Source organism: Streptomyces sp. Z423-1, assembly GCF_013009255.1.
Taxonomy (GTDB): Bacteria; Actinomycetota; Actinomycetes; order Streptomycetales; family Streptomycetaceae; genus Streptomyces; species Streptomyces gossypiisoli.
Window position 1 is genome coordinate 7,756,807 of the sequence record NZ_CP053109.1, and the last position, 20,763, is coordinate 7,777,569.

The following is a 20,763-nucleotide window of genomic DNA, read 5'->3' on the forward strand; positions in this document are numbered from 1 at the left end:
CACGCGGTTCCGCCGCGCGGCCGCGACCCGCCACAACGAATCCGCAGACAAAGGACTACCCGCAGCCCCCGAGCCCCCGGCGCAACCAGCGGAGCTACGCCGCTTCCTTCGCCTTCGTGGCGTACATGTCCACGTACTCCTGCCCGGACAGCCGCATGACCTCCGTCATCACGGAGTCCGTCACGGCCCGCAGCACGTACCGGTCCCGGTCCATCCCCTCGTACCGGGAGAACTCCAGCGCCTCACCGAAGCGCACCGTCACCCGGGCCGGCCGGGGAAAGCCCGCCCCGCCCGGCTGGATCCGGTCCGTGCCGATCATCGCGAACGGGACGACGGGCGCGCCGGTCATCAGGGTGAGCCGGGCGATACCGGTGCGCCCCCGGTAGAGGCGGCCGTCGGGGGAGCGGGTGCCCTCCGGGTAGATGCCGAAGACCTTGCCCTCCTCCAGGATCCGGCGCCCGGTCATCAGCGCCGCGACCCCGCCCTTGCCGCCGTCGCGGTCGACCGGGATCATGCCGACGCCGGTGAAGAACCACGCCATCAGCCGGCCCTTGAGGCCCTTGCCGGTGACGTACTCGTCCTTGCCGATGAAGAACACCTGACGGTCGCAGACCAGCGGCAGGATCATCGAGTCGATGAACGTGAGGTGGTTGCCGGCCAGGATCACCGGGCCGTCGCCCGGAATGTGCTCCACACCCTCCACCCGGGGGCGGAACATCAGGCGCATGATCGGACCGAGCACTGCCTTGATGAGCGCGAAGCGGGACAACGGGCCCTCCGGGGTCGACGGACTCGGTAGGAGTCTGTGCAGGTTGTGAGTCTGTGCAGGTGAGGACGATACTCGCGGCCCCCGGACAAACGCACATCGGGGACATCGGGTTCACCGAGGTCTTACGCACTGTTGACGTACGTTTACCTGCGGTGGCGTCCCGCAGCCTACGCGTAACCCGGCGGCGACGATGTGACCGACATCGCGTCCAGGCCACGACATCCATCGTCATCCATCGTCAGCCACGCGTTCGAAATGCGGCCTCCCGGCTGACATATCGACACCCCTACGATCTGCCAGCACCGATGACATGCACGGCAGGGAGGCCGCTGATGGGAACGCACAAGTCGAACGAGCAGCCGCAGGAGCAGGCGCACACCGGGCGACGGGCGCTCCTCGGCGCTGCCGTGCTCGGCGCGGGCGGAGCCGTCCTCGGTCTGTCCGGCACGGCGAGAGCCGATGTGCGTCATGGAGGCCGAGGAATGAAGAGCCTGCCCGTGCCGACGATCGTCGCCCACCGCGGCGCCAGCGGCTACCGCCCCGAGCACACCCTCGGCTCCTACCAGCTGGCCCTCGACATGGGCGCCGACATCGTCGAGGCCGGCGACCTGGTGCCCACCAAGGACGGTCACCTCGTCTGCCGGCACGAGCCCGAGATCGGCGGCACCACGGACGTCGCCGACCACCCCGAGTTCGCCGACCGCAAGACCACCAAGGTCCTCGACGGCGTCTCCACCACCGGCTGGTTCACCGAGGACTTCACCCTCGCCGAGCTGAAGACCCTGCGCGCCACCGAGCGCATCCCGGCCAACCGCCCGCACAACACCCTCTACAACGGCCGCTGGGGGATCCCCACCTTCGAAGAGGTGCTCCAGTGGCAGGACGAGCAGACCCGCGAGCGCGGCAAGCAGGTCTGGATCTACCCCGAGCTCAAGCACCCCACGTACTTCCGCAAGCTCGGCCTCTCCCTGGAGGAGCGGGTCGCCAAGCTGCTGCGCAAGTACCGCAAGGACCGGTGGAACTCGCCGGTCATCCTGCAGTCCTTCGAGCCGACCAGCATCCAGCGCCTGCACAAGCTGGTCGACAACCCGCTCGTCGTGCTGCTGTCCGGCGCGAGCACCCGCCCCTGGGACTTCGTCGAGAACGGTGACCCGCGCACCGTCGCCGACCTGATCAAGCCGGCCGGTCTGCGCGAGATCGCCTCCTACGCCCAGGGCATCGGCCCCACCCTCGACCTGATCATCCCGAAGGACAGCGCGGGCCGCCTGACCCGGCCGACCACCCTCGTCGCCGACGCCCACAAGGTCGGCCTCAAGCTGCACCCCTGGACCCTGCGCAACGAGAACCCGTTCCTGCCCGCGAACTTCCGCAAGGGCACCGACGCGGACGCCTACGGCGATGTCTTCGGGGCCTACCAGGTGTACTTCGCCACCGGCATCGACGGCATCTTCACCGACCAGCCGGACACCGGTCTGCTGGCCCGCGAGGACTTCGTCAACAACTGAACCATCCCACCCCGGTCGGGGTGACAGTCGGCCGCCCGGGCAACCCACCGCCCGGGCGGCCGCGTCGTGCCGCATATGACGCACGACCTGCTCACCTCACTGCGCCCCCTGCTCGCCGCCGAGGCCTCCGCCGAGGCGCACGCCGCCGGCACCGAGCCCGGCGACCTGGAACAGGCGGTCTGGCTCCGCCTCCTCGAACTCCTCGACGCCGACGGCCCGCCCCGCGACCCCGAGCGCTGGCTGCGCCGCGCCGTCCGCTTCGAGGCCCGCCGCTCCCGTCGTACGACCCGGCGCGAACGGCCGTACGACACCGAACCCGCCGACGAGGCCGCCCGCACCCCCGAACAGCTCGCCCTCACCGCGGCCCGCGCCCGGGTCCTGCGCGCGGCGGTCCGCCGACTGCCCGGCCGCTGCCCCGCCCTCCTGGAAGCCCTGATGTCCCCCAACGACCTCACATACCGGGAGATCGCGGGGGAGTTGGGTATCTCACAGGGGAGTCTCGGGCCGGAACGTTCCAGATGTCTGGGATGTCTGCGGCGATTGCTGGCCTCGGAGGTTGCGGCTCGCGGAGCACGGGGATAGGAGTGAGGGACAACAAGCAACAGGTGAGCGGGAGGCGTGCACACATGGGCATGAGCGTGATCATCTCCGAGGCGACCGATCGGGACGTCGAGCAGATCTTCAAGCTGCAGTACCTGTGCTTCCAGAGCGAGGCGGCGCTGTACGGCAACTACCGCATCGACCCGCTCGTCCAGCCCCTCGACTCGGTCCGTCAGGAGGTCGCCGAGGACTGCGTCTTCGTGGCCCGGCTCGGCGACGAGGTGGTCGGCTCGGTGCGCGGCACGATCACCGAGGACGGCGCGGCCTCCATCAGCCGCCTCTGCGTCCACCCCCGCCTCCAGGGTCACGGCATCGGCGCGAGGCTGCTGCGCGCGGCTGAAACGGCCCTCGCGGAGCAGCACGGCGCCAAGCGCTTCCGCCTGCACACCGGCCACCGCAGCGAGGGCAACCTCCGCCTGTACCGCAAGGTGGGCTACGAGACGGTGGGCACGTCGAAGGGCGCGGACGGAGTCCCGATGATCGTGCTGGAGAAGCCCGCGGGTTCCTTCGTGCAAACGGCGTGAACCACAGCCGGCTTCAGGGGCGCGGGGCTGTATCGATATGCGGCTCAACCAGGCTGCTCGGCCCGCGCCCTCCGCAACCAGAACATCGCAGTGACCGGCAAAAGCACGGGAATGAACAAGTACCCCATGCCGAAGTCGGACCACACAGTCGCGTCAGGAAACGCGGACGGCTCCACCAGCGTCCACGTACCCACCGTCAACACCCCGAGCAGTTCGGCCCCGCAGCACACCAACGCCGCCCGCCGCGCCGTCTCCCCACCCCGCACCAACGAGTACGTGATGAACCCGTACACGACACCGGCAACCGCCGACAGCGAATAAGCCAGCGGCGCCTTGTCGAACTCCGTCGCGATCTGAAACACGGATCGCGACACCGCCCCGACGACCATCACGCCGTACAGCCACACCAGCAGCATCCCGGGCCCGCTGATCAGCCGGGACTTCGCCGCGCTCGCCACCTCAGCCTCCCCAGATGTCATAGAGCCGCACCTCCAGGACAGCCAGCACCACACCGCCGGCGGCAACCGTCAACGAACCCCACTTGGAGCGCTCGGCCAGCGACATGAACCCGGCGGCCGGGACGCACGCGAACGCCCCCAGCAGATACGCCACGAAGATGGTCGTCCCCTGCTCCGGCCGCTCGCCGCGCGCCAGCTGCACCACGCCGACCACCAGCTGCACCAACGCCAGCACCGACACCACGGCCATCCCGATGAAGTGCCAGTCCTTGGTCGGCTCGTCACGGTACGCGGCCCACCCGCACCACGCGCCGAGCAACAGCGCGGCGACCGCGGTCGCCACCGTCAGGGCATCAAGCATGCAGCGACCCTATTACGGGCCAAAAGGCCTGATGCGGCCGCCCCCGCGGTGCCCCGTAGGGTCGAGGGCATGAAGATCCGCGCGCAAGCCCTCCTGTTCGACAACGACGGCACTCTCGTCTCCTCCCTCGAATCCGTCCACCGCTGCTGGACCCGCTGGGCGGGGGAGTACGGCATCACCGCGGAGCGCTTCGCGCAGATCGAGCTGCACGGCCGGACCGCCGCCGAGATAGCCGCCGACCTGCTGCCGCCCGAGATCGTCCCGGAGGCCGTCGCGCGGATCGAGATGCTGGAGGTGGCGGACGTACCCAACGGCGGCGTACATCTGCTCCCCGGCACGCACGACTTCCTCACCGCCCTGCCCGCCGACCGCTGGGCCGTCGTCACCTCGGCCACCCGCCGCCTGGCCGAGGCCCGCCTGGACGCCGTCGGCATCCTCCCCAAGACCCTGATCGCCGCCGACGACGTCACCCACGGCAAGCCCGACCCCGAGCCGTACCTGCTCGCCGCCCGCGCACTGGGCGTCGACCCGGCCGCGTGCGTCGTCTTCGAGGACGCCCCCGCCGGACTGAGGGCCGGCCGCGCCGCCGGGATGATCACCGTGGCCTTGGCCACAACCCACCCCGCCCACGAGCTGGCCGCCGACCTGGTGGTCGAGGACCTGTCGGCCTTGTCCGCCCTGGTCACCGCCGACGGCGTGGAGATCTCCACCCGGGACTGACGACTGTCCACCGCTGTCCGCAATGCGGACAGCGGTTCTTGGTCGGCTTCATACGTCTGCTTTACTGATCGCATGACCACGACGAGCAGCCGCATCCCTGCGACCGAGGCGACCATGACGCCCGGTGCTCGCTGTATGTGTCGAATGTGCGCCTTCTAGAGGGCCCCTGTACCCCTTGAGCCTCGCGCCCCGAAGCGAGCCGCCGTGGCATGTCCGTACGCCCTCTGCCCGTACGTGACCCAGCAGCCCCGCGCACCTCTTTACCTCCGTACCAGGGCACATCCACGCCCGCGTACTCGACAGTGACGGAACCCACGTGATCACCACCTCGGGCCTGACCAAGGTCTACCGCTCCCGCGGCCGCGAGGTCACCGCCCTCGACGGCGTCGATCTGCACGTCCGCGAAGGCGAGGTCTACGGCGTCATCGGCCAGTCCGGCGCCGGCAAGTCCTCGCTCATCCGCTGCATCAACCTCCTGGAGCGCCCCAGCTCCGGCACGGTCACCGTCGCCGGCCAGGACCTCACCGCCCTCGCCGGGCGGGGCCCGCGGGCCGGCCGGGAACTCCGCCGCGCGCGCAGCCGTATCGGCATGGTCTTCCAGCACTTCAACCTGCTGTCCTCCCGGACCGTGCAGGACAACGTCGAGCTGCCGCTGGAAATCCTCGGCACGTCGGGGAAGGAACGTTCCCGCAAGGCACTTGGGCTGCTCGACCTGGTGGGTCTGGCGGACCAGGCCAAGGCCTACCCCGCCCAGCTCTCCGGCGGCCAGAAGCAGCGCGTCGGCATCGCCCGCGCCCTGGCCGGTGACCCCAAGGTGCTGCTCTCCGACGAGGCCACCAGCGCCCTCGACCCGGAGACCACCCGCTCGATCCTGAAGCTGCTGCGTGACCTGAACCGGCAGCTCGGCCTGACCGTCCTGCTCATCACGCACGAGATGGACGTCGTGAAGAGCATCTGCGACTCGGCCGCCCTGATGGACAAGGGCCGCATCGTCGAGTCCGGCACCGTCAGCGAGCTGCTCGCCACCCCGGGCTCGGAGCTGGCCGCCGCGCTCTTCCCGGTCGGCGGCGAGGCCACCGGCGACGACAGGACGGTCCTCGACGTCACCTTCCACGGCGAGTCCGCCACCCAGCCGGTCATCTCGCAACTGGCCCGCACCTACAACATCGACATCTCCATCCTCGGCGCCGCCATCGACACCGTCGGCGGCCTCCAGGTCGGCCGGATGCGCATCGAACTGCCCGGCCGCTACGAGGACAACGTCGTGCCGATCGGCTTCCTGCGCGAACAGGGCCTGCAGATCGATGTCGTCGGCGCCGAGCCGGTACTGGTGAAGGAAGGTGTCCGGTGACCTGGTCCGACATGCAGCCGCTGCTTCAGCAGGCGTGTACGGAGACGCTGGTCATGGTCGGCTGGTCCACCCTGATCGCCGTCGTCGCCGGACTGCCCATCGGCGTGCTGCTCGTCCTCACCGACAAGGGCGGCCTGTTGCAGAACACCGTGGTGAACAAGGTCATCGGGCAGATCGTGAACGTCGGCCGCTCCTTGCCGTTCATCATCCTGATGGTCGCGCTGATGAGCTTCACCCGCTGGGTCACCGGCACCACCATCGGCAGCGAGGCCGCGATCGTGCCGCTGGCCATCGGCGGCATCCCGTTCTTCGCCCGCCTGGTCGAGACGGCCGTCCGCGAGGTGGACCACGGGCTCGTCGAGGCCGTCCAGTCGATGGGCGGCAACACCTGGACCATCGTCCGCAAGGTCCTCGTCCCCGAGGCGCTGCCGTCCCTGATCGCCTCCACGACGACTACGATCATCGCCCTCATCGGCTACTCCGCCATGGCCGGCACGGTCGGCGGCGGCGGCCTCGGCGACCTCGCCGTCCGCTACGGCTACCAGCGCTTCGAGACCGGCCTGATGTGGATCACCGTGGCGATCCTCGCCGTCGTCATCTCCCTCATCCAGTTCGCCGGCGGCTACGCGGCCCGCTCCCTGCACAGCCGCGGCGGCCGCTCCGGCCCCGGCCCCAAGCTCCGCCTGCTGAAGGCGAAGCAGCCGGCCGCGACCGACGTCACCAAGGTCGCGTAACCCCTCTACCCCCCGTCCACCCACGACGGGGTCGCACCACCCAGAAGGAAAGGCACTTTTCGTGCGTAACACCGCCAAGATCACCACCGCCGCCCTCGCCGCCGGAGCCCTCACCTTCGGGCTCACCGCCTGCGGCTCCTCCGACTCCGGCTCCGGCTCCACCGACGGCCCGCTCGTGGTCGCCGCCAGCCCGACCCCGCACGCCGAGATCCTCACCTACGTCAGGGACAACCTGGCGCAGCAGGCGGGCCTCGACCTGGAGGTCAAGGAGTTCACCGACTACGTCACGCCGAACACGGCGACGGAGGACGGCTCGGTCGGCGCCAACTACTTCCAGAACCAGCCGTACCTCGACGACTTCAACAAGAAGAACGGCACCCACATCGTGCCCGTCGTCACGGTCCACCTTGAGCCGCTCGGCCTCTACTCCCACAAGGTCAAGAGCGCCGACGACCTGAAGAGCGGTGCCACCGTCGCCGTCCCCAACGACACGGTCAACGAGGCGCGGGCGCTGAAGCTGCTCGCCGACAACGGCCTGATCACCCTCAAGGACGGCGTGGGCAACGAAGCGACCCCCGCGGACATCACCGAGAACCCGAAGAACCTCAAGTTCAAGGAGCTGGAGGCGGCCCAGACCCCGCGCTCCCTGGACGACGTGGACGCCGCGGTCGTCAACGGCAACTACGCCATCGAGGCCGACCTCAAGCCCGCCGGGGACGCCCTCGTACTGGAATCCGCCAAGGACAACCCGTACGGCAACTTCCTCGCCGTGAAGGAGGGCAACGAGGACGACCCGCGCGTGAAGAAGCTCGCCGAGCTGCTCACGTCCGCCGAGGTGAAGAAGTTCATCGAGGACGAGTACGACGGCTCGGTCATCGCGTCCTTCTGAGCGACGCCGCTTTGTTCGCACCCGGGGTTCACTTCATTACGAAGAGTGGACCCCGGGTGTGTGGTTCAGTGCTTTCATGCTGCATGCTGGGCAGTTCAGCAGGCCCTGACGGTTCGAAGGTTACGGAGCGGCTACATGACGAGCACCTTCCCCACCATCTCCATCAGCACGGAGCGGTTGGTGCTGCGTCCCCTCGACGAGGACGACATCCCCGCCCTGGCCGAGATGATGAACGACGAGCAGGTCGTCGCCTGGACCGACGTCCCCCAGCCCTTCACCGAGGACGGCGCCCGCACCTGGATCACCGAGGACGCCCCCACCGAGCGCGCCGCCGGTCGAGGCCTCGACCTCGCCGTCACCGAGTTCCTCACCCAGCGCCTGGTCGGCATCATCCAGCTCGGCAAGACGAACTGGCATGTGCGCTCCACCGAGATGTCGTACATCATCGCCCCCTGGGCCCGCGGCGAGGGCTATGCCTCCGAAGCCGCCCTGGCCACCGCCCAATGGCTGTTCGGCGACCAGAAATTCGAACGCATCGAGCTGCGCACGGCCGCCGACAACACGGCCTCGCAGCAGGTCGCCCAGAAGATCGGGTGCATCAGCGAGGGCGTGCTGCGGGGCGCCTGCATAGCGCGCACCCGCACCGACGACGGAGCCTGGGCCGAGGTGCGCACCGACTACATCGTGTGGAGCCTGCTGCCCGAGGACATCGAGGGTGCGGGGGACCAGCTGGCCGACACGGGCGGTTTCGCTTCGTACTCCGACTGGAACTGACGGCACGGGCGACGCCGCCCGCGCGGTCCCGGGCCGCACCAGGTACTCTCACGGAGCCTGCCCGCCCGCGGGCTGCCCCCGACGACCTGCGCAAACCCCCTGGAGACTGACGACGATGGCCGACCGGGTCACGGTGATCGGCTGGGACGGCTCTCCGCTGACCACCGCGGCACGCGCCGCTCTGGGCGCCGCCACCCTGGTCGCCGGTGCCGCCCACCACCTGGCGCTGCCCGAGGTGCCGCCCACCGCCGAGCGCATCCGGCTCGGCAGCCTCGCCCTCGCCGCCCGCCGGATCGCCGCCCATCGCGGCACCGCGGTGGTGCTCGCCGACGGCGACCCCGGCTTCTTCGGCGTCGTACGGACCCTGCGCGCACCCGAGTTCGGCCTGGAGGTCGAAGTCGTCCCCGCCGTCTCCTCTGTGGCCGCCGCCTTCGCGCGCGCGGGCATGCCCTGGGACGACGCCCACGTGGTCGTCGCACACCCTCGCACCCTGCGGCGCGCGGTGAACGTATGCCGCGCCCACACCAAGGTCGCGGTCCTCACCTCACCCGGCGCCGGCCCCGCAGAACTCGGCCTGCTCCTCGACGGCATCCACCGCACCTTCGTCATCTGCGAGGAACTCGGCACCGCCCGCGAGCAGGTCACCGTCGTCACCTCCGACAAGGCCGCCGACCACACCTGGCGCGACCCCAACGTCGTCATCGTCATCGGCGGCCCCGTCGGGGCACAGGAGGGCGGCGGCTGGATCGCCGGACGGGACCCGGGCACCGGCCCCCGCGGCTGGACCCTGCCCCCCGAGGCGTACGACGGTGAACTGGGCGAAGGCGAGACCGAGCTGCTCCGCGCCGCCCAACTCGCCCGGCTCGGACCCCGCGTCGGCGACCTGGTGTGGGACATCGGCAGCGGCAGCGGCGCCTTCGCCACCGAGGCCGCCCGCGCCGGCGCCGCCGTCATCGCCGTCGACCGGGACCCCGGCGCCTGCGCCCGCACCGACGCCGCCGCACGCCGTCGCGCGGTCCAGCTCCAGATCGTCCACGGCACCGCCCCGTACGTCCTGGAGAACCTGCCCGAACCCGACGTCGTCCGCGTCGGCGGCGGGGGAGCGGCCGTGGTCTCCGCGGTCGCCGACCGCCGCCCGCAGCGCATCGTCGCGCACGCCGCCACCCGCGACGCGGCCGAACTCATCGGCCGTGACCTCACCGAGCACGGCTACGACGTCGAGTGCGCCCTGCTGCAGTCCGTCGAACTCGACACCCGGGCCTGGACGGAGAAGGAGCGGAGCGTCGCGTTCCTGCTCAGCGGCGTACTGCCTGGCCGTGCGTCCTGATCCCGTTGCCGTCCCCGTGATCCGTTTGTCGTACCGCGCGCGGTAGGCTGGCCGATCGTTGTACCGCACTGGGACGCCCGGCGCTTCGTCGGTCAATGTCCGGAAAGCACGCCCATTTTGGGCTGAGTGTGGTACGGCAGAACCCGTGGACGCGCAACGTGGCGCAGTCCACAGCGGGCCGTCGCGAATGAAGCTGACGTGACGGCGGAAGGGCCGCGACAATGCCACTGAATGGCTTTGTCGCCTTTTCCGGCGGGTCGTTCGTGCCGCTGGGCACACACGCTCGTTCTTCACAGCGGGGCGGTCGGTGCGCCGTTCCGGGCGAGCTGGTCGTAGGAGCATCAACCGATGGGCGAGGGGTACGCATGACCGACACCGGCCAGGTCCCGGGCGAGGGACTGCCGGAGAACGCAGGCCTGGTGGAACAGCCGGGCGTTCCCGTTCCCGGCGCGTACACCTATGTCTCCGAGACGCCCGCCGAGGACGAAGACCTGCTGCTGCCCGGCGCGCAGGGCGCCTGGGGCAACGAGGTGGCCCCGCCCCCGCCCGAGCCGGTCGTCGAGGCCGTCCACGAACCCGGGGCGCACGAGATGTCCGGCCGCGACAGCGGTTCCGTCGACCTGACCGGCGTCCGCCTGCCGGGCCCGACGCCGCCCCCGCCGTCACCGGCGCCCGCCGCCGCGCCGCGCCGCCCGCTGCACCTGGGCCCGCCGATCCCCGACGTCTCCGCCAGCCCGGTCCGCTCCCTCGCCGACCGCGGCCCCGCGGGCGCGCCGGTACGGCAGCCGGGGCCGCCCACCACCGGGCCCGAGTACCTCGACGTCCCGCGCGTCCGCGAGATGCCGCCGCAGGGGGCGGTGCCGCAGGGCGCGGTGCCGCAGGGGGCGGTGCCATGGGGTGGCGCCCAGGCTGCCGCGACGCAGCCTGCCGCGGTGCAGACGCCGGTGAGCGCGGAGGCGACGCCTGCGGAAACGGTTGTTCCGGCGGGGCGGGTACAGGGGCAGGCGCAGGCCCAGGCGGAGGTGCAGGCACCGGCAGAGGTGCAGGCGCAGGCCCAGGTGGAGGCGACCGCACCGGCGCAGGTGCAGGTGCAGGCCCAGGTGGAGGCGCCCGCACCGGTACAGGTGCACGCGCAGGCTGAGGCGCAGGTACCCGCCGAGGTGCAGGTGCAGGCGCAGGCGCACGGCGGGCCGGAGCCGGTGGACGCGGCGCAGGCCGCGGTGGCGCGGATCGCCTCGGAGGCTGTGGCGTCCGGGACTTCCGGGCAGGGCGAGGCTGACGCCGGGGAGGCGGGGGCCGCTGCCGACCAGGCGCTCGGCCCGGACGCGGGGACGGGCGATCACGCGGCGGTTCCGGCGGATGTCCCTGCCGATGCCGGGGCCGTTGACGCACAGCCGTTGCCGTCGGACGCCGGGGAGACCCCGGCCACTCCGGCCATCGCGGAGGAAGCGGAGCCGATCGCTGAGCCCGTGTCTGTTCCCGAGCCGGAGCAGCTTCCCGGGACCCCGGAGGGCGCGCCTGCTCACGGTGCCGAGGAGGCACCGGCTGCGGAGGAGGCACCGACCGCCGACGAGGCACCGGCCGCTGAGGCGGTGCAGGCGCCGCGGCCTGCCCAGGCCGCAGGCGTGGCCGAGCCCGAGCCCGAGCCCGCGCCCGCCGCCGAGGCCGCCCCGGCACCAGCCCCCGAGCCCGCCCCCGAGCCCCAGCAGCCCGCTGCCGTGGACATGGAAGCGCAGGGCGTGGCCCCGGCCGTGGACGAGCCCCTCGCACAGCCGGTCCCGCACCCCGAGCACATCGCATCCGCACCGGAACCCGAGTACACCGAACCCGAACCGGAACCCGTCGCGCCCGCCGAGGAACAGCCGCAGGACACCGCGCCCGACGCCACCCCGGCGCCCCAGCCGGAGCAGCCGCTGGGCCAGTTCGTCCCGGTGGAGGGCTCGGTGCCGACCACCCCGCACCTCGCGCCCACCCCACCGCACCCGATCGTCCTCCCCACCCAGGAGCAGCTGCCCGAGCCCCCGGCACAGCCGGAAGCCGTGGCCACGGTCCCCGCGCCCCGCGAGGCCGACGCCACGCCCGCCACGGCCGCACCGGAAGAGACACCGGCTACCGAACCCGTACAACTGGTGCAGAACGCGGAGGACTTGGAAACCCGGGCCGCCGACCAGGAAGACCAGCAAGACCAGCAAGACCAGCAGAACTCGCAACACCCACAAGAAACGAGCACGGCCCCCGTGGCAGAAGCCCCCCAGTCGACCGGCCCGGCCGCGCCCCCCTACGACGACGCCGAGCGCGAGGCCGTACTGAAGGTCATGCGCGAGCGGCGTGACATCCGCAACGGCTTCCGCAGCGACCCCATCCCGCACGAGGTGCTGCTCCGCGTCCTGGAGGCCGCCCACACCGCACCCTCGGTCGGCCACTCGCAGCCCTGGGACTTCGTCGTCATCCGCTCCGCCGAGACCCGGCGCACGATGCACGAACTGGCCATGCGCCAGCGCGACGCCTACGCCAAGTCCCTTCCGAAGGGCCGGGCGAAGCAGTTCAAGGAACTGAAGATCGAGGCCATCCTCGACACCCCGGTGAACATCGTCGTCACCGCCGACCCGACCCGCGGCGGCCGCCACACCCTCGGCCGCCACACCCAGCCGCAGATGGCCCCGTACTCCTCCGCGCTCGCGGTCGAGAACCTCTGGCTCGCCGCCCGCGCCGAGGGCCTCGGCGTCGGCTGGGTCAGCTTCTTCGACGAGCGCGAGATGGTCCGCGCGCTCGGCCTGCCCGAGCACCTGGAGGTCGTGGCGTACCTGTGCGTCGGGTACGTCGACGAGTTCCCGGAGGAGCCCGAGCTGATGCAGGCGGGCTGGTCCAAGCGCCGCCCGCTGTCCTGGGTCGTCCACGAGGAGACGTACGGCCGCCGCGCCCTGCCCGGCGAGGAGCCGCACGACCTGCTCGCCGAGACCGTCGCGCAGATCCGGCCGCTGGACGCCAAGGCGCTCGGCGAGGCCTGGGAGCGGCAGAAGCGGATGACCAAGCCGGCCGGCGCGCTCGGCATGCTGGAGATCATCTCCGCCCAGCTGTCCGGTCTGTCCCGGCAGTGCCCGCCGCCCATCCCGGAGCCCGCCGCCGTCGCGATCTTCGCGGGCGACCACGGTGTGCACGCCCAGGGCGTCACCCCCTGGCCGCAGGAGGTCACCGCCCAGATGGTGGCCAACTTCCTCGGCGGGGGAGCGGTCTGCAACGCCTTCGCCAACCAGGTGGGCGCCGAGGTGTGCATCGTCGACGTGGGCGTCGCCGCCGAGTTGCCGTCCACCCCGGGTCTGCTGCCGCGCAAGGTCGGCCCGGGTACCGCCGACATGACCACCGGCCCCGCGATGACCCGCGAGGAGGCCAAGCAGGCCATCGAGGTGGGCATCGAGACGGCCCGCGACCTGGTGGCGGCCGGGAACAAGGCCCTGCTCACCGGTGAGATGGGCATCGCCAACACCACCGCGTCCGCCGCTCTCATCTCGGTCTTCACGGGCACGGACCCGGCGGAGGTCACGGGCCGGGGCACCGGCATCAACGACGAGACCCTCGCCCGTAAGACCGAGGTCGTCCGCCGTGCCATCGAGCTCCACCAGCCCGACCCGGCCGACCCCATCGGCGTCCTCGCCGCGATCGGCGGCCTCGAACACGCCGCCCTCGTCGGCCTCCTCCTCGGCGGCGCGTCCCTGCGGACGCCGGTGATCCTGGACGGCGTCAGCGCCGGCGCCGCGGCCCTGGTGGCCCGCGCCATCGCCCCCGAGGTGCTCGCGGCCTGCATCGCGGGCCACCGCAGCGCGGAGCCCGGTCACGTGGCCGCTCTGAACAAGCTGGGCCTGCGTCCCCTGGTCGACCTGGACCTCCGCCTCGGCGAGGGCACGGGCGCGCTGCTGGCGCTGCCGCTGGTCCAGAGCACGGCCCGGGCGATGCACGAGGTGGCGACGTTCGACTCGGCGGGGGTCACCGAGAAGTAGGGCCCTGGGCCGGGTGGGGCGCTCCGTCGCGCCCACCCGGCCCCCGCCGTACGCTGAACGCACTCTAAAATCCGCACGTCAGGGCTGCTCCAGAGCCGTAGCGCCCACCGCACGCCCGCACGAGGAGCCGCACCCTCATGGCCGAACACCCCGCCTACCCCGTAGGCCTCCGCCTCACCGGCCGCCGCGTGGTCGTCGTCGGCGGCGGCCAGGTCGCCCAGCGCCGCCTGCCCGCACTGATCGCGGCCGGCGCGGACATCCTCCTCGTATCCCCGGAGGCCACCCCCTCGGTGGAGGCCATGGCGGACGCGGGCGAGATCACCTGGGAGCGGCGGCCCTACGCCGAGGGCGACCTCGCCGACGCCTGGTACGCCCTGATCGCCACCAGCGACCACGAGGCGAACACCCGCGCCTCGGCAGAGGCGGAGCGCCACCGCGTCTGGTGCGTCCGCTCCGACGACGCCGACGCGGCGACCGCCTGGACCCCGGCCACCGGCCACAGCGAGGGCGTCACCGTCGCGATCCTCACGACCGACACCAGGTCCCGCGACCCCCGCCACACCGCCGCCATCCGTGACGCGGTTGTCGAGGGCCTGCGCGACGGCACTCTCGTCGCCCCGCACCACCGCACCCGCACCCCCGGCGTCGCCCTGGTCGGCGGCGGCCCCGGCGACCCGGACCTGATCACGGTCCGCGGCCGCCGTCTGCTCGCCGAGGCCGACGTGGTCATCGCCGACCGACTCGGCCCCCGCGACCTGCTCGCCGAACTGCCCCCGCACGTCGAGGTGATCGACGCGGCGAAGATCCCCTACGGCCGTTACATGGCCCAGGAGGCCATCAACAACGCCCTGATCGAACACGCCAAGCAGGGCAAGTCCGTGGTCCGGCTCAAGGGCGGCGACCCCTTCGTCTTCGGCCGTGGCATGGAGGAGGCCCAGGCCCTCGCCGAGGCGGGCATCCCGTGCACGGTCGTGCCCGGCATCTCCAGCTCCATCTCGGTCCCGGGCGCGGCCGGCATCCCGGTCACGCACCGGGGGGTCGCGCACGAGTTCACCGTGGTCAGCGGCCATGTCGCCCCCGACGACGAGCGCTCCCTCGTCGACTGGCCGTCCCTCGCCAAGCTCACCGGCACGCTGGTGATCCTCATGGGCGTCGACAAGATCGGCAAGATCGCCGAGACCCTCGTCGCCCACGGCAAGCCCGCCGACACGCCCGTCGCGCTGGTCCAGGAGGGCACGACCGCGGCGCAGCGCCGGGTCGACGCGACCCTCGCGACGGTCGCCGAGACGGTGCGCGAGCAGGAGGTCAAGCCGCCGGCGGTCATCGTCGTCGGCGAGGTCGTCACCGTGGGCCCGCAGACCTCCGCGTAACCCCGGGTAACACAACCCGTCCCGAGCCGTTGGCACCGTACGCACGACAAGGCAGTATCACCCTGTGGCCGATCTCATCACCGTCGAGGATCCCGACGACCCGCGCCTGCGCGACTACACGGGCCTGACCGACGTCGAACTGCGCCGCAAACGCGAACCCGCCGAGGGCCTGTTCATCGCCGAGGGCGAGAAGGTCATCCGGCGGGCGAAGGACGCGGGCTACGAGATGCGGTCGATGCTGCTGTCCGCCAAGTGGGTCGACGTCATGCGCGACGTCATCGACGAACTCCCGGCCCCCGTCTACGCGGTCAGCCCCGAACTCGCCGAACAGGTCACCGGCTACCACGTGCACCGCGGCGCGCTCGCCTCCATGCAGCGCAAGCCCCTGCCCACGGCCGCCGAGCTGCTCCGGTCCGCCCGCCGCGAGGTCATCACGGAGCCGGGTCGGCGCGTCGCCGTCTTCGAGGACATAGTTGATCACGCGAATCTGGGGGCTGCCTTCCGCAATGCGGCTGCTCTGGGAGTGGACGCCGTCTTCCTGACACCGCGCTGCGCCGACCCCCTGTACCGGAGGGCGGTGAAGGTGTCGATGGGTGCTGTCTTCAACGTCCCCTGGACCCGGCTGACCTCTTGGCCGAAGGACGTCGAGCTGTTCCGTCAGCACGGCTTCGTGACGGCTGCCCTGTGCCTGTCGGAGAAGTCGATCCCGATTGACGAACTAGCCGCCCGCCGGTACGAGAAGTTGGTCCTGATGCTCGGCACCGAAGGCGACGGACTGTCGATCGACGCCCTACGCGCGGCCGACGAATGGGTCCGAATCCCCATGGCCGCGGGGGTGGACTCCCTCAACGTCGCCGCAGCCTCCGCGGTGGCCTTCTACGCGACGAGGCTCCGGTAAGCCCCAACGTTGCACAGCACACCTCGAAGGATCGCGAGAACGCGGTCTTCTGTCATGCCCTGCCAGGACGCAGGAACGACGTGCCGTCACCGGCGGCCATGACCCGGCCGGCATCCCCGGATTCGTACGCCAGGCGATACAGCAGTCACGGTCCGGCCGCCCGAGGCCGGTGGCCCTGTCCGTCCCGGCAGATGTCCTGACCGCGCGGACGGAAACGGACTGGGAGCCTGCCAGTCCGGGACGGGACGACGTCCGGCCCGGCGTGGCCGACGAGGTCAGGGAGCCCTCGGGATCAGAGCGGGGCGTCCTCGCGGAGATCGCCGCCGCGCTGCGAAATGCCCGCCGGCGCAGAGCAGGGGCCGAGGAACCTGTCGCTCCGGTCGTCATGAGCCGCAACGCGGGCGGCGCCGTCCCGGCCCACCACCGGCTGGCCTTCTCCAGCCTCGCGGCACGGCGGCTGCTGCCGTCGGCGGACGTGGTGCTGGCCGTGGGCAGCCGCTTCGTGTCCCCACGCGGTACGGCCCTGCCCGACGGCCCCCGGAGCGGCCGTCGTCCTCGTCAACGCGGACCCGGCCGACCTCGGGCCGCCCCGCCGGGCCGACCTCACCCTGCGGGCCGCGCTCACCTCTGCCCGGGCGGAGCCACCCCTCTCAGGGCCGGAGTCCGGGTGGTCACCCGGCGAACTCGCCGATCCTTCCTCACGCCCGGCTACTGCCCGCGGTTCGGTCCGAGACCCTCGCTCATCGAGGCCTCGGTGGCCGAGATGCCCAGCGTGTGGCCACTGCTGCCGGCGGCTCAGCTCATCGCCGCCGACGAGTGGGTCCGCATCCCGATGTCTCACGGCGTCGACTTTCTCGATGTGGGCGCGGCCGCCGCTGTCGCGTTCTACGCGGTCGCGACGGGCCGCCCGCAGCGGTAGGCCCTACAAGGACGCCTTCATCGTCGACTCGTACCGCTCGGACATCATCGCGCCCTTATCCAGCGGCCGGTGGTCCGGCTGCACGTGCTCCTGCCGCTCGCCCACGCGGCCCCGCTCGTCGCCGAGTCCGCGCGCCGACCCCTGGCAGCCCTGCACCACACCGATGCCCAGCGCCACGAGCAGCGTCACGACCACGAACACGAACAGCCGTTGCCGCAGCAGTCGCGGATTGGCCGGCCGCCGCCCGGTCCCGGAGGTCCGGGGCGCCGGACGACCGGCGGCGCCGCGCGGTGTCGTACGGCTGCCGCTGCCGGAGCGGGTCGTGCTGCGCGCCGGCGTGTTCCGCGAGTCGGGCGTGGGCCGCGCCCCGGACCGCGACGGGGTACCGCCGTTGCGGGAGGGGGCACCGCCACCCCGGCCCTGAGCCCCGCCCCGTACCGGCGCCGGACCGCGCGAGCTGCCCGCACTGCGAGGCGCCGGAGTCACCGGCCCGCCCTGCTGCCGGCGCGGGGCGGCGCGGTCGGGATAGGTGTCGGCGAGCCGCCCGGTGGGCCGGTCCGCCTCGCCGCTGCGTGGCGCGGGCGGCCGCCCCTCGATCAGGCCGTGCGCCTCACGGGCGGCGATCTCCTTCAGCCGCAGCGACAGCTCCAGCGTGCTGGGCCGCTCCTCGGGGTCCTTCGCCAGGCACGCCCGTACGAGCGGAGCGAGCGCGTCCGGTACGCCCTGCAGCTGGGGCTCCTCATGGACGACCCGGTACAGCATCACCTCCGAACTGCCATGCCCGAAGGGCGAGTCGCCGGTCGAGGCGTACGCCAGGGTGGCGCCCAGCGAGAACACGTCCGTGGCCGGTGTGACCGCGGCGCCGCGCACCTGCTCGGGCGCGAGGAAGCCGGGGGAGCCGACGGCCGTGCCGACGTGGGTGAGCGTGGAGGCCCCGGTCGCCCAGGCGATGCCGAAGTCGATGATCCGGGGGCCCTTGGGGGAGAGCAGGATGTTGGAGGGCTTCAGGTCCCGGTGGACGACCCCGGCCTCGTGCACCGCGACCAGCCCCTCCGACAGGGCGGCCCCGACCGCGGCGACGTCGGCGGCGCCGAGCGGCCCCCCGTCGGCGACCTTGTCGTGCAGGGAGGGCCCGGGCACGTACTGGGTGGCGAACCACGGCCGGTCCGCCTCCAGGTCCGCCGCGACGAGCCGCGCGGTGCACCCCCCGCGGATCCGTCGCGCCGCGGAGACCTCGCGGGCGAACCTCGACCGGAACTCCTGATCCTCCGCCAGGTCGGGCCGGATCACCTTCAGGGCGACCCGCTGCCCCTTCCTGTCGGAGCCCAGGTAGACCACGCCCATCCCGCCCGCGCCGAGCCGTCTGTGCAGCCTGAACGAGCCGACGACGCGCGGGTCCTCGCGCCTCAGGCGCATCATCGCCATGTTCATCCCCGCTGCCCGGTCCGTGTGACGTGGCACAGCTTACGTTTCCGGGGCCGCCTGCGCGCAGAGGCCGCGCCCTCTCGGCCGGATGGATTGTCAGTGCCGGGTGCGAGACTTGAGGGGTGGTCAGGGAGCGCGCCCGCAGGGCCCCTTTGCGCCGTCCGCGCTGCCAACCACCCGTCGCAGAAGGGGGATTGGGTCCATGAAGGGTGACCGTGTGGAGATAGTCGTGGACGCCGGGGACACGACACGTACGTACGAGGTGGTGGCGAGCAGGGCGGGGCGCCGAGTGGAGACGGCGGTACGCCGAGGTGTCGTGGAAGTGAGTGAAGTCACGCGAACCGGCGTGGTGGTCCGTACGGCGCGGTTCATGGCGAACCGGGTGCTGGCCCTGGTCGAGCAGCCGGTTCCCCGCGAGGACAACTCGGAAAGCCCCGGACACACCGGGCGCCCCCTCCGGGAAGACCCCTAGACGTAGGTCTGCTTCTCCACCCAGGGGAGTAGTCCTCGCCCCGGGGCTCATCCTCCGGGAGGCCCGCCAATCGGTACGAGGGCATGACGACCGGCACCCCGCGCGCACCTAGATTTGAGGTCAAGCGGCGGGTGCAGCACTCGTCCCCCGAGGTCAGACACCCGCCGCTGCCAACGACAACTGAGAACGGTCAGGAGAGGGACCATGGCCTACACGGCACCGCGGACACTGATCCGCGAGCAGGGACGCAAGGCGCACGCCGCGTTCCGCCCGCGCCGCACGGGCCGCCGCCACCCCCTGGTGGCAACGGTCATGGCCCTTCCCCTGGCGGTCCTGCTCCTCGTCGTCTTCGACGGCTGGGAGACAGTGGCCACACAGGCGTCGTCCGTGGGCGTGATGCTGGGGCGCTGAGCGGCGACCCCAGGCCCGGAAGAGCGGTCCGGGCGGGGACATCCACCCATAACCCCGTGGGGACGGGGGTGCGGCGGACGGCAAAATGCCGGCGCAGCTGGGGAGCTGCGCCGGCATTGCTTTTGTCCGGGGGCTTGTCCAGGGGAAGCGGCAGCCGGTATCGGGGCGCAGGCGGTCACCCGCCAGCAGCGTGCGCGTGACCCACCCCGCCCCACCAGCAACGCTCAGCACCCGGGCGACAGACCCCCGCCCCCACCGACGTACCCTCCCAGCACCCACCCCGCTCCGAGGAACCCCTGTGACCGCACCCCTCCTCTCCGACCTGGCCGCCCGAGCCAGAGCCGCAGCCCACCCGCACGCCGACACCTGCGCCTGCGGAGCGGTGGTCACCCTCGCCGATCGCGTCGACGCCACGGTCGTCCGGCACGCCGGTACCGTCGCCAAGGCCCACGCCCCGGACACCGACCCCGCCGAACTCGCCGCCCGCCTCACGACGGCCGCCCGAGTCCCCGGCGTACTGCTGCCCCCGCTCACCCCGACGCCCGTCCCCCTGCACGGCAGGCTGGTGACTTTCTGGCCGTACGGCACCCCGGTCGACCCCGGCACCCCGGACGCCGCCCCCTGGGAAGCCGCCGCCACCCTCCTCGCCCGGCTGCACCGCACTCCCCCTCCCGTCCCCCTGCCGCCCATGCGCGGCCCGGCGAAGGCGGCCCACGCGATCGCCCGGCTCCGCGCAGCCGCCCCGCACCCCGCCACCACCGCCGTACTCCACGCCTGGGCCACCCTCCCCGCCTGGGCCCGCAACGAAGGCGCTCTCCCGGACACCGGCACCCTCTGCCACGGCGACCTCCACCTCGGCCAGCTCGTCCGCCACCCCGCGCCCACCGGCCCCTGGCTGCTGATCGACGTCGACGACCTCGGCGTGGGCCCCGCGGCCTGGGACCTCGCCCGCCCGGCCGCCTGGTACGCCTGCGGACTGCTCCCGGCCGACGAGTGGACCCGCTTCCTGACCGCCTACCGAGCGGCCGGCGGCCCCGCCGTCCCGCCGGACGGCGACCCCTGGCCCGCCCTGGACGTCCCGGCCCGCGCCCTCACCGTCCAGACCGCCGCCCGGGCCGTGACCAAGGCCCTCACGGCGGACCGTCCCCTGGGCGATGTGGAGCAGTCCCTCGTGGACGCCTGTGCCCGAATGGCTTCCGTGCCCGCCCAGTTGCCCCGGAACGCCGCGAAGTAGGGTGCAACCGACCGCAGCCGGACAGAG

General features: G+C 72.2%; 19 protein-coding genes and 1 pseudogene. 16 read left to right on the forward strand and 4 right to left on the reverse strand.

Translation table 11 applies throughout. The features are described from left to right. Window positions 1-94 precede the first annotated feature (94 nt). Window positions 95-769, reverse strand: a complete 675-nt coding sequence (locus HJD23_RS34955; protein WP_171117447.1) for a lysophospholipid acyltransferase family protein — start codon at window positions 767-769, stop codon at window positions 95-97. 332 nt (window positions 770-1,101) lie between these two features. Here HJD23_RS34955 and HJD23_RS34960 point away from each other — a divergent pair, with 332 nt between their 5' ends. The 3 genes from HJD23_RS34960 (at window position 1,102) to HJD23_RS34970 (ending at window position 3,398) form a co-directional block, all read left to right on the forward strand. After that, window positions 1,102-2,274, forward strand: a complete 1,173-nt coding sequence (locus HJD23_RS34960) for a glycerophosphodiester phosphodiesterase (RefSeq protein WP_171117448.1) — start codon at window positions 1,102-1,104, stop codon at window positions 2,272-2,274. Between the two features lie 75 nt (window positions 2,275-2,349). Next, on the forward strand, window positions 2,350-2,856 hold the full coding sequence (locus HJD23_RS34965) for a sigma-70 family RNA polymerase sigma factor (protein ID WP_171117451.1): 507 nt from the start codon (window positions 2,350-2,352) through the stop codon (window positions 2,854-2,856). A 44-nt stretch (window positions 2,857-2,900) separates the two neighbouring features. After that, on the forward strand, window positions 2,901-3,398 hold the full coding sequence (locus tag HJD23_RS34970) for a GNAT family N-acetyltransferase (protein WP_171117453.1): 498 nt from the start codon (window positions 2,901-2,903) through the stop codon (window positions 3,396-3,398). Window positions 3,399-3,442: 44 nt separating this feature from the next. Here HJD23_RS34970 and HJD23_RS34975 read toward each other — a convergent pair whose 3' ends face one another. Further along, entirely contained in the window at window positions 3,443-3,877 is a 435-nt protein-coding gene (locus HJD23_RS34975) for a hypothetical protein (RefSeq protein WP_171117454.1), read from the reverse strand. Continuing rightward, entirely contained in the window at window positions 3,858-4,217 is a 360-nt protein-coding gene (locus tag HJD23_RS34980; protein ID WP_171117456.1) for a hypothetical protein, read from the reverse strand. The genes HJD23_RS34975 and HJD23_RS34980 overlap by 20 nt, the downstream gene beginning before the upstream one ends. Before the next feature lie 69 nt (window positions 4,218-4,286). Between HJD23_RS34980 and HJD23_RS34985 the strand changes: the two genes are divergently transcribed. The 10 genes and pseudogenes from HJD23_RS34985 to HJD23_RS35030 form a co-directional block, all read left to right on the forward strand. Further along, window positions 4,287-4,937 (forward strand): HAD family hydrolase, encoded by a 651-nt coding sequence (locus tag HJD23_RS34985; protein WP_171117458.1) that lies wholly within the window; start codon window positions 4,287-4,289, stop codon window positions 4,935-4,937. A 316-nt stretch (window positions 4,938-5,253) separates the two neighbouring features. Continuing rightward, entirely contained in the window at window positions 5,254-6,288 is a 1,035-nt protein-coding gene (locus tag HJD23_RS34990; protein ID WP_171117460.1) for an ATP-binding cassette domain-containing protein, read from the forward strand. Then, on the forward strand, window positions 6,285-7,022 hold the full coding sequence (locus HJD23_RS34995; RefSeq protein ID WP_171117462.1) for a methionine ABC transporter permease: 738 nt from the start codon (window positions 6,285-6,287) through the stop codon (window positions 7,020-7,022). Before HJD23_RS34990 ends, HJD23_RS34995 begins: the two co-directional genes overlap by 4 nt. A 61-nt stretch (window positions 7,023-7,083) precedes the next feature. Further along, window positions 7,084-7,911, forward strand: coding sequence for a MetQ/NlpA family ABC transporter substrate-binding protein (locus tag HJD23_RS35000; RefSeq protein WP_171117464.1), 828 nt, complete (start codon window positions 7,084-7,086; stop codon window positions 7,909-7,911). Window positions 7,912-8,046: 135 nt separating this feature from the next. After that, complete coding sequence (locus HJD23_RS35005; protein ID WP_171117467.1) at window positions 8,047-8,685, forward strand: GNAT family N-acetyltransferase; 639 nt, start codon at window positions 8,047-8,049, stop codon at window positions 8,683-8,685. 115 nt (window positions 8,686-8,800) lie between these two features. Further along, window positions 8,801-10,012, forward strand: coding sequence for a precorrin-6y C5,15-methyltransferase (decarboxylating) subunit CbiE (cbiE, locus tag HJD23_RS35010; RefSeq protein ID WP_171117469.1), 1,212 nt, complete (start codon window positions 8,801-8,803; stop codon window positions 10,010-10,012). Window positions 10,013-10,377: 365 nt separating this feature from the next. Then, window positions 10,378-14,007 (forward strand): nicotinate-nucleotide--dimethylbenzimidazole phosphoribosyltransferase, encoded by a 3,630-nt coding sequence (gene cobT, locus HJD23_RS35015; RefSeq protein ID WP_171117471.1) that lies wholly within the window; start codon window positions 10,378-10,380, stop codon window positions 14,005-14,007. A 137-nt stretch (window positions 14,008-14,144) separates the two neighbouring features. Further along, on the forward strand, window positions 14,145-15,377 hold the full coding sequence (gene cobA / locus HJD23_RS35020; protein ID WP_171117473.1) for a uroporphyrinogen-III C-methyltransferase: 1,233 nt from the start codon (window positions 14,145-14,147) through the stop codon (window positions 15,375-15,377). A gap of 64 nt (window positions 15,378-15,441) precedes the next feature. Further along, a complete protein-coding gene (locus HJD23_RS35025) occupies window positions 15,442-16,275 on the forward strand; it encodes an RNA methyltransferase (protein WP_171117475.1) in 834 nt (277 codons plus the stop codon). 799 nt (window positions 16,276-17,074) lie between these two features. Continuing rightward, window positions 17,075-17,194, forward strand: a pseudogene (locus HJD23_RS35030) (rRNA methyltransferase); the annotation flags it as partial. Window positions 17,195-17,197: 3 nt separating this feature from the next. Here the strand turns inward: HJD23_RS35030 and HJD23_RS35035 are convergent. After that, window positions 17,198-18,625 (reverse strand): serine/threonine-protein kinase, encoded by a 1,428-nt coding sequence (locus HJD23_RS35035; RefSeq protein ID WP_171117477.1) that lies wholly within the window; start codon window positions 18,623-18,625, stop codon window positions 17,198-17,200. A 196-nt stretch (window positions 18,626-18,821) separates the two neighbouring features. Between HJD23_RS35035 and HJD23_RS35040 the strand changes: the two genes are divergently transcribed. The 3 genes from HJD23_RS35040 to HJD23_RS35050 all read left to right on the forward strand — a co-directional run bounded on the left by HJD23_RS35040 (window position 18,822) and on the right by HJD23_RS35050 (window position 20,736). Further along, entirely contained in the window at window positions 18,822-19,091 is a 270-nt protein-coding gene (locus tag HJD23_RS35040; protein WP_171117479.1) for a hypothetical protein, read from the forward strand. 204 nt (window positions 19,092-19,295) lie between these two features. Further along, window positions 19,296-19,502, forward strand: coding sequence for a hypothetical protein (locus tag HJD23_RS35045; protein WP_171117481.1), 207 nt, complete (start codon window positions 19,296-19,298; stop codon window positions 19,500-19,502). A 298-nt stretch (window positions 19,503-19,800) separates the two neighbouring features. Next, window positions 19,801-20,736 (forward strand): aminoglycoside phosphotransferase family protein, encoded by a 936-nt coding sequence (locus tag HJD23_RS35050; protein ID WP_240980883.1) that lies wholly within the window; start codon window positions 19,801-19,803, stop codon window positions 20,734-20,736. Window positions 20,737-20,763: the final 27 nt, after the last annotated feature.